The organism is Erwinia sp. (genome assembly GCF_049696395.1).
Taxonomy (GTDB): domain Bacteria; phylum Pseudomonadota; class Gammaproteobacteria; order Enterobacterales; family Enterobacteriaceae; genus Erwinia.
Genome location: NZ_JBAVTT010000147.1, coordinates 1 through 5,970 on the forward strand (window position 1 = coordinate 1; position 5,970 = coordinate 5,970).

General features: G+C 54.9%; 6 protein-coding genes. 3 read left to right on the plus strand and 3 right to left on the minus strand.

The window, feature by feature from the left end:
- On the plus strand, positions 1–764 hold a 764-nt coding region (locus WCC56_RS17660), incomplete at its 5' end, for a response regulator (RefSeq protein WP_424693632.1).
- Positions 745–1,680, plus strand: coding sequence for a CDF family zinc transporter ZitB (zitB, locus tag WCC56_RS17665; protein WP_424693633.1), 936 nt, complete (start codon positions 745–747; stop codon positions 1,678–1,680). The genes WCC56_RS17660 and zitB, both read left to right, overlap by 20 nt.
- A 3-nt stretch (positions 1,681–1,683) precedes the next feature.
- On the opposite strand, the gene pnuC is transcribed toward zitB, so the two are convergent.
- From pnuC to WCC56_RS17680, 3 genes are all read right to left on the minus strand, one after another.
- Complete coding sequence (pnuC, locus tag WCC56_RS17670) at positions 1,684–2,400, minus strand: nicotinamide riboside transporter PnuC (protein ID WP_424693634.1); 717 nt, start codon at positions 2,398–2,400, stop codon at positions 1,684–1,686.
- A gap of 34 nt (positions 2,401–2,434) precedes the next feature.
- Complete coding sequence (nadA, locus tag WCC56_RS17675; protein ID WP_424693635.1) at positions 2,435–3,478, minus strand: quinolinate synthase NadA; 1,044 nt, start codon at positions 3,476–3,478, stop codon at positions 2,435–2,437.
- 155 nt (positions 3,479–3,633) lie between these two features.
- Positions 3,634–4,143, minus strand: coding sequence for a methylated-DNA--[protein]-cysteine S-methyltransferase (locus WCC56_RS17680; protein WP_424693636.1), 510 nt, complete (start codon positions 4,141–4,143; stop codon positions 3,634–3,636).
- A 178-nt stretch (positions 4,144–4,321) separates the two neighbouring features.
- Between WCC56_RS17680 and WCC56_RS17685 the strand changes: the two genes are divergently transcribed.
- Positions 4,322–5,788, plus strand: coding sequence for an AlkA N-terminal domain-containing protein (locus WCC56_RS17685; protein WP_424693637.1), 1,467 nt, complete (start codon positions 4,322–4,324; stop codon positions 5,786–5,788).
- Positions 5,789–5,970: the final 182 nt, after the last annotated feature.

Consider the following 5,970-nt stretch of genomic DNA (forward strand, 5'->3'; position numbering starts at 1 on the left):
TCGTCACTGCGGATCCCGCAATGACAGAACCGCCAGCCGTTCGTTCCCCTGGCATGCCGGTCACCGTGCAGCGCGTGGCGGTAGTGGATGATCATCCGACTAATCTGCTGGTGATGCAGCAGCAGCTGGCCTGGTTTGGCATTGAGGCCGATTGCTATCCTGACGGCAGAGCCTTGCTGGCCGCTGGCGGCGAGTATGATCTGCTGTTTATCGACTTCAGCATGCCGCATCCGGATGGGGTGACGCTGGCGAAAATCATCCGCCGTGCCGAGCGTAATAAAACGCACCGATGCCGTATAGTGATGTGTTCTGCCGATGCCGATATTCTTGCCAGCCCGCAGGTAGCCGCGCTGACAGACAAAGTGTTGCTCAAACCCGTGACCTTGCAGGAAATTGAACCGCTGCTTGCCCAGGCTTCACCGCCCTCTTTTGACGACCTCAGCCAGCGCCTCTGGGAGCTTGCAGGCCAGGACCAGACCTTCTTCAGTAAATTGCAGAAAACCCTGCAACAAACACTACGGGAAGACAGCAGCAGGCTGACTGCTGCACTGGCAGGACAGGAGTGGGAAAAAGCCGAAAAAGCCGCGCACCGCCTGAAGGGGAGCTGGCAAATGCTAGGCTATGGCGAAGGTGAAAAACGCTGCCAGCAGATTATTGGGCAGTGCCGGGCACAGCAACAGCCTGCTGCCGACCTGAATTTATTGATATCATTAACAGAAAGTTTACTCACTGAACTGGAATCTTATGGCGCACACCCATTCTGAGGGCTCGGGTAACCGGACCCGTTTGCTGGCCGCTTTTATTGTCACCGCGGTGTTTATGGTGGCTGAAGTAGCCGGTGGCTTACTCTCTGGCTCGCTGGCTCTGCTGGCGGATGCCGGTCATATGCTTACCGATGCGGCTGCCTTGCTAATGGCACTGCTTGCGGTGCAATTCGCCCAACGCAAACCCAATGCTCGCCACACTTTCGGCCTGCTTCGTCTGACTACGCTTGCGGCGTTCGTCAACGCTATCGCACTGGTGGTGATTACCGTCTTGATTGTTTGGGAAGCGATAGCCCGTTTTCGCCATCCGGAACCTGTAGCTGGCGGCTTTATGCTGATCATTGCCATAGCCGGACTGCTGGCGAACCTGCTCTCTTTCTGGCTTCTGCATCGTGGCAGTGAGGAAAAAAACCTGAATGTGCGGGCAGCGGCTCTGCATGTTTTAGGTGATTTACTGGGGTCGGTCGGCGCCATTGCGGCGGCGTTAATCATCATCTACACCGGCTGGACGCCGATTGACCCCATTCTGTCGATCCTGGTTTCTCTGCTGGTCCTGCGCAGTGCCTGGGCGCTGATGAAAGAGAGCATTCATGAATTGCTGGAAGGAGCCCCCACTTCGCTGGACGTTGATAAGCTGAAGCGAGCGCTGACACAGGGCATTCCGGAGATCCGCAATGTGCATCATATTCATTTGTGGCAGGTTGGTGAGAAACCAGTGATGACACTGCACGTTCACGTCATCCCGCCTTACGATCACGATGCTCTGTTACACCGGATCCATGACTGGCTACATGAGCATTATCAAATTGAACATGCCACCGTGCAGATGGAATATCAGAGTTGTGATGACGGCGACTGCGAACTGAGTTGGGGAAAAGGTGGGCACGATCACGCTCATGCCCATCATCATCATTAAGGCTTAAGAGTGCGCGCGTGAACCCAGTTCGCGGGCGCTCTTCATCCACAGCCAGCAGCCGTTCAGGGCAATCAGCGTCAGGATGGCATATTCCAGCGACATGGCGTAAACGCCCTGACGAGCGAAGATCATCACGCTTATCACGTTAACAATCACCCACAGCAGCCAGTTTTCGACGTATTTCCGCGTCATCAGGATCATCGCCACAATCGACAAGACCATCAGGGAAGCGTCCCAGAACGGGAACGCATCAGGCTGCAATTCCGGCATAGTGACCGACAACCCTACGCCCTGCATCACGCTCACCGCAATTTTCGTCAGCCAGGCAAAGACCGGGTTGATGTAAAGCGTCATCAGGCCAATCGCCACCACGCAACCCACCAGCCAGCCGAGTGCTTTAGGCAAGGTCATCCAGCGGATTTGCAGCGCCTGCTGATTGTCTGTGGTTTGTCTGCTCCACGCATACCAGCCGTAGAGGTTAGCCACGAAGAAGAACAGCTGTAACAGAAGGCTGGCATAGAGTTGGATCTGGAAGAAGATCACCGCAAACAGCGTGACGTTAATCAGGCCGAAGGCGTAGTTACTGATTTTCTCAAGGCTGGCAAGCCAGATACAGAGCAGGCCAGCCACGGTACCAATGGCTTCAATCCACGAGAGATCGTAGCCACCGGTTCCAAGGGGAATGTGAACCAGAATATTATGCGTGCTAAAAAAATCCATATTGGCACCTGTGTCCTCAGCAGAAAGGCAACGATTAGCCTTTTAAACTTGCTGCAAAGGTTAGCATACGATTCAACGAGATCAACGCGCCTTCACGTAGCGCAGCCTCTACATGGATTTCATGCTGGCTGCCGCCGTGCTCCAGTCCATCGGCAATTGCCTTAAGGCCATTCATCGCCATCCACGGGCAGTGCGCGCAGGTACGGCAAGTTGCCCCCTCGCCCGCTGTTGGCGCTTCAAGCAATTCCTTGTCCGGACAAGCCTGCTGCATTTTGTAGAAAATGCCGCGATCGGTAGCCACAATCATCTGCGGATTGGGCAACGTTTTGGCCGCCTGAATCAGCTGACTGGTAGACCCTACAGCATCAGCCAAATCGACAATCGCCTGAGGAGATTCCGGATGAACCAGCACCGCGGCTTCCGGGTAGAGTGCTTTCATGCGCTGCAAAGCCTGAGTTTTGAACTCATCATGCACAATACAAGCGCCCTGCCAGCAAAGAATGTCAGCACCGGTCTGGCGGGTGACATACTGGCCGAGGTGGCGGTCCGGTGCCCAGATAATCTTTTGACCCAGGCTATCAAGGTGTTCAATCAGTTCAACGGCAATACTTGAAGTGACAACCCAGTCAGCGCGCGCTTTCACTGCGGCAGAGGTGTTGGCATACACCACGACGGTCCGGTCGGGATGCTGGTCGCAGAAGCGGTTAAATTCGTCGATTGGGCAGCCGAGGTCGAGGGAGCATTCCGCCTGAAGCGTTGGCATCAGAATGGTTTTTTCCGGGCTGAGGATTTTGGCCGTCTCGCCCATAAAACGCACCCCGGCAACCAGTAAGGTGCTGGCAGAATGTTGGCTGCCAAAGCGAGCCATTTCTAACGAATCGGCCACGCAGCCGCCCGTCTCTTCTGCCAACGCCTGAATTTCCGGATCGGTGTAGTAATGCGCCACCATCACCGCATTACGTTCTTTAAGTAACCGTTTGATTTTCTCCCGATAAACCTGTTTTTCATCCTGGGAAAGACGGGCAGGTTTCGGCGGGAAGGGATAGACAGCGGTTTCAGGATCGAACATCAGGCTCATATCGCGGCTCTCGTTTCTTTAACTTAACCAAATTAGCGGAAATTGCCCTTTCCGCGCCGACCTGAGGTCGGTTTGTTTTATATGCTAAACACGATAGCCGAAATAGTCGCCGGTGTCGCCGAATTTTTCGCTGTCCTCTCAGGATGTGAGCGGGATCACTTCAAGGTAAATTCCCGCTCGTCCCGCAGCGCCGATTCAATCTTTAGCAGGAAGGCTTTGACCTCCAACCCACCGGCGAACCCGGTGAGTTTGCCATTGGACCCAATCACCCGATGGCAGGGAGCAACGATCGAGATCGGGTTTTTCCCGTTAGCGGCACCGACCGCCCTCACCGCTTTCGGGTTGCCAATTTCACGGGCGATGTCGGCATAGCTGCGCGTTTCGCCAAACGGGATAGCCACCAGAGCGTGCCAGACTTTTTTCTGGAACTCAGTGCCGACAAAATCCAGTGTCAGGGTGAAAGCCGTTCGCTTACCGACAAAATATTCATTGAGTTGGCGCTCAGTTTCCACCAACACCGGATGGGCAGGATCTTCCTGCATGTCAGGCAGACGCACGCGACCGGGGTTATCGTCCTGCCAGAGGATCGCCGCCAGTCCGAGATCGCTGGCGATCAGCGTCAGGTCACCCACGGGTGAAGGCATTACTTTGCAGAAATAGCGCATCAGTCTTCTTCCTGTGTCACGAATTGTTGCTGAGATTACGTCTATTATCCGTGTGAAGAAAGAGTCCGCTAGCCGTTTTCGGACATCAGGTTTAAATAAGTTAGCTGTCCGAAAACGGCTAGCGAGGGCAGCCAAATGCCCTTAACCTGGCAGTAAAACCAGCGAGTCAGGAACGAAGATGATTGATAAACAGGTTGCTTACCGGGCGATGACCTCCCGCGATGTGCGTTTTGACGGCGTGTTTTATGTAGGCGTAACGTCTACCGGCATTTATTGCCGTCCGGTTTGCCCGGTGAAGCCGCCGCGTGAAGAGAATTGTTTGTTCTTTGACAGTGCTGAAGCTGCGGAGAAGGCAGCCTTCCGACCTTGTCTGCGCTGCAGGCCTGAACTGGCTCCAGGAAATGCGCCGGTTGACAGTAGTCATCGTATTGCCGGCCTGCTGATCCAGCGAATCGAAGAGGGGCTGATTGAGGATATCGACAGTCTGGAAGAGATTGCCGCGCAGTTTTCACTGAGTTCACGGCAGTTAAGGCGCATTGTGCAGAAGGAGTTGGGGGTTTCCCCACTGGAACTGAAACAGACCCGACGTTTGTTGCTGGCGAAGCAGTTGCTGACAGAAACAACGTTGCCGGTTACTGAGGTGGCTTACGCCAGCGGATTTGCCAGTTTACGCCGATTTAATGAGGTGTTTAGTCGGCAATACCGAATGCCGCCGAGCAGGTTACGAAAAGAAGCGAGCGAAACGGGGCATATGATCGGCAGCGAGACCTCAACCTTGTTGTTGAGTTACCGCCCGCCCTTCAACTGGACCGCTCTGTTAGCCTTTCTACGGCTTCGCGCCATTAAAGGCGTGGAGAGTGTGGATGACCAGAGTTATGCGCGTACCGTGCGACTGGGAGAGCATAAAGGATGGGTCCGCGTAACAAAGGCAGAGAAGAAGCACGGATTACAGGTGGAATTCACCCATTCTTTAACGCCTGTGCTACCTGCGCTGCTGCGTCGGTTAAGAAATCTCTTCGACCTGGATGCCCATCCCGATCTTATTGCTGCGCACCTTGAGCAGGATCCTCTGCTGCGCGGGAGTCTGTCTAAAGATGCAGGATTACGGGTGCCAGGTGCGTTTGAGGGTTTTGAAATGGTGGTCAGGGCCATTCTTGGCCAGCAGATCACTGTTAAAGCCGCCACTACCATTGGTGGGCGCTTTGCAGAAGCCTTTGGCGAGCCAATAGAGACGCCCTTCCCTGAGCTCACTCAGCTTTCACCACAGGCTGCGAGGATTGCAGTGGCGACGCTGGATGAGGTGGCGAGCCTGGGGATTGTCAGCGCGCGTTCAAGGACGTTAATGGCTATAGCGCAAGCGTACGATAAGGGAGAGTTGAAGTTGGACGCGGGTACGCAACCTGATCAAGCGATCGCTTCTCTGATGGAACAGCCGGGGATTGGCGAGTGGACAGCGCATTACATTGCGATGCGGGCACTTCGCTGGCCGGATGCCTTCCCCAGCGGGGATATCGTGGTAAGGAAGAATCTGGGGGACGTAACTGCCAAAGAGGCGGAGCGGTTGTCACAAGCCTGGCGCCCCTGGCGAAGCTATGCGGTGATGCATATCTGGAAAAATCTGACGCCGGTTAAGGATAAAGGCTGAACGTCAAGGACGGCCCAAGTGGCAAGGCGTTGGCATAGAGCGCGTTGCTAAGGTCAAAAGCGGCTGCGGTGGTTAGGCGTCAGCATAGAGCGCGTTATCCGAGACGCTCGTAGGGGAAAATGCAGTTCCACCCAAAGTCGCAGCAACAGTGGAAGCCTGGATGCAGCATCCCTGCTGCATAC

Coding starts and splice junctions, on each gene's coding strand:
- pnuC (WP_424693634.1), bottom strand. CDS start 2,400: ATGGATTTTTTTAGCACGCATAATATTCTGGTTCACATTCCCCTTGGA.
- nadA (WP_424693635.1), bottom strand. CDS start 3,478: ATGAGCCTGATGTTCGATCCTGAAACCGCTGTCTATCCCTTCCCGCCG.
- WCC56_RS17680 (WP_424693636.1), bottom strand. CDS start 4,143: ATGCGCTATTTCTGCAAAGTAATGCCTTCACCCGTGGGTGACCTGACG.
- zitB (WP_424693633.1), top strand. CDS start 745: ATGGCGCACACCCATTCTGAGGGCTCGGGTAACCGGACCCGTTTGCTG.
- WCC56_RS17685 (WP_424693637.1), top strand. CDS start 4,322: ATGATTGATAAACAGGTTGCTTACCGGGCGATGACCTCCCGCGATGTG.